Source organism: Tenacibaculum sp. Cn5-46, assembly GCF_022347705.1.
Classification (GTDB): domain Bacteria; phylum Bacteroidota; class Bacteroidia; order Flavobacteriales; family Flavobacteriaceae; genus Polaribacter; species Polaribacter aiptasiae.
The window spans coordinates 1-2425 of sequence record NZ_JAKRGD010000016.1 but is presented as its reverse complement, the minus strand read 5'-3'; the positions used below and the strand labels follow the sequence as shown (position 1 = coordinate 2425).

Genomic DNA, 2425 nt, shown 5'->3' with positions numbered 1-2425 from the left:
GTAAAGTACAAACCATTACGGTAGAAGATAACACGGCACCAGACTTTACGGTTCCAGCAAACACAACAATATATGCCGCAGCGGATTGTACCTATGATGCCAGTGTAGGAATAACAGGAGATGTAACCGATGAGTCAGATAATTGTGATACAAGTTTAGAGGCTACTTTTAGTGATTCAGTAGCAGCAGGAAGCTGTGAAGGAGAACAAGTAATCACCAGAACATGGAGTTTAACCGATGATTGTGGAAATACCACAAGTAAAGTACAAACCATTACAGTAGAAGATAATACAGCACCTATAATAGATGAAACAAATAAAGCTAATATAGATATTGAATGTGGAGTAGGTAATACAACACAAACGTTACAAGATTGGTTAGACAATAATGCAGGAGCAACAGCAACAGATAATTGTAGTAGTGTTGTTTGGACTAATGATTATGGAAATGATACATCGATTAAATGTGATGGAAGTTATATTAATGTAACATTTACAGCAACTGATGCATGTGGTAATCAGAGTTCAGTAGTTGCAGGATATTTAATAAAAGATGATACAGCACCTGTAATAGGAACAGAGGCTTCAAATAGTACAGTAGAGTGTGATGGTTCAGGTAATTTAAGTGAGCTAAACACATGGTTAAGTAATAATGGGGGAGCAATTGCGACAGATGCTTGTAGTGTAGTTTCATGGAGTAATAATTTTACTGAATTGGATTACACATGTAGTTTTGTAGGAGAAGTAGAAGTAATATTTACAGCCACAGATGCTTGTGGAAATACAAGTACAAGTACAGCTAAATTTATAATTGAAGATACCAAAGCACCAGAGTTTGTAGAAAGCTTACCAGTGGATGCAACAGTTAGTTGTGATAATATTCCTGCGATGGAAGTATTAACAGCAACGGATGATTGTGATACAACAGTGACCGTAGTTCCAAGTGAAGTGACCAGTGGGGACAATGATGCCTGTGGATCAGAATACTTAATTACAAGAACATGGACCGTAAGTGATTGTTCAGGAAACACCACAACACACATACAATCAATTACAGTAGAAGATACCAAAGCACCGGAGTTTGTAGAGAGTTTACCAGGTGATATAACCGTGAGTTGTGATAATATTCCAGCAATGGAAATATTAACCGCAACGGATAATTGTGATGCAGTGGTAACCGTAGTTCCAAGTGAAGTAACCAGTGGCGATGATGATGCCTGTGGATCAGAATACTTAATCACAAGAAAATGGACAGTAAGTGATTGTTCAGGAAACACCACAACACATATACAATCAATTACAGTAGAAGATACCCAAGCACCAGAGTTTGTAGAGAGTTTACCAGGTGATATAACTGTGAGTTGTGATAATATTCCAGCAATGGAAGTATTAACCGCAACGGATAATTGTGATGCAGTGGTAACCGTAGTTCCAAGTGAATTAACCAGTGGAGATGACGATGCTTGTGGATCAGAATATTTAATCACAAGAAAATGGACAGTAAGTGATTGTTCAGGAAACACTACAACACACATACAATCAATTACGGTAGAAGATACCAAAGCACCAGAGTTTGTAGAGAGTTTACCAGGTGATATAACCGTGAGTTGTGATAATATTCCAGCAATGGAAGTATTAACCGCAACGGATAATTGTGATGCAGTGGTAACCGTAGTTCCAAGTGAAGTAACCAGTGGAGATGACGATGCTTGTGGATCAGAATATTTAATCACAAGAAAATGGACAGTAAGTGATTGTTCAGGAAATACCACAACACATATACAATCAATTACAGTAGAAGATACCAAAGCACCAGAGTTTGTAGAAAGCTTACCAGAGAATACAACCGTAAGTTGTGATGCCATTCCAGAGGCTGAAGTATTGACTGCGACCGATAATTGTGATTCAGAAGTAACGGTAAATTACTCAGAAGCGATTACAGGACAGGATGATGAATGTGCATCAGTATACACAATAACAAGAACATGGACTGTAAGTGATTGTTCAGGAAATACCACAACACATACACAAACAATCGAAGTAGAGGATACCCAAGCACCAGAGTTTGTAGAGAGTTTACCAGGTGATATAACTGTGAGTTGTGATAATATTCCAGCAATGGAGGTATTAACAGCGACCGATAATTGTGATGCAGTGGTAACCGTAGTTCCAAGTGAAGTAACCAGTGGCGATGACGATGCTTGTGGATCAGAATACTTAATCACAAGAAAGTGGACCGTAAGTGATTGTTCAGGAAATACCACAACACATATACAATCAATTACAGTAGAAGATACCAAAGCACCAGAGTTTGTAGAGAGTTTACCAGGTGATATAACTGTGAGTTGTGATAATATTCCAGCAATGGAGGTATTAACAGCGACCGATAATTGTGATGCAGTGGTAACCGTAGTTCCAAGTGAAGT

The 2425-nt window shown here is 38.3% G+C and carries 1 pseudogene; it reads left to right on the top strand.

Features of this window, described 5'->3' with window-relative positions:
- A pseudogene (locus tag MHN29_RS18240) lies at positions 1-2425 on the top strand (hypothetical protein); the annotation flags it as partial.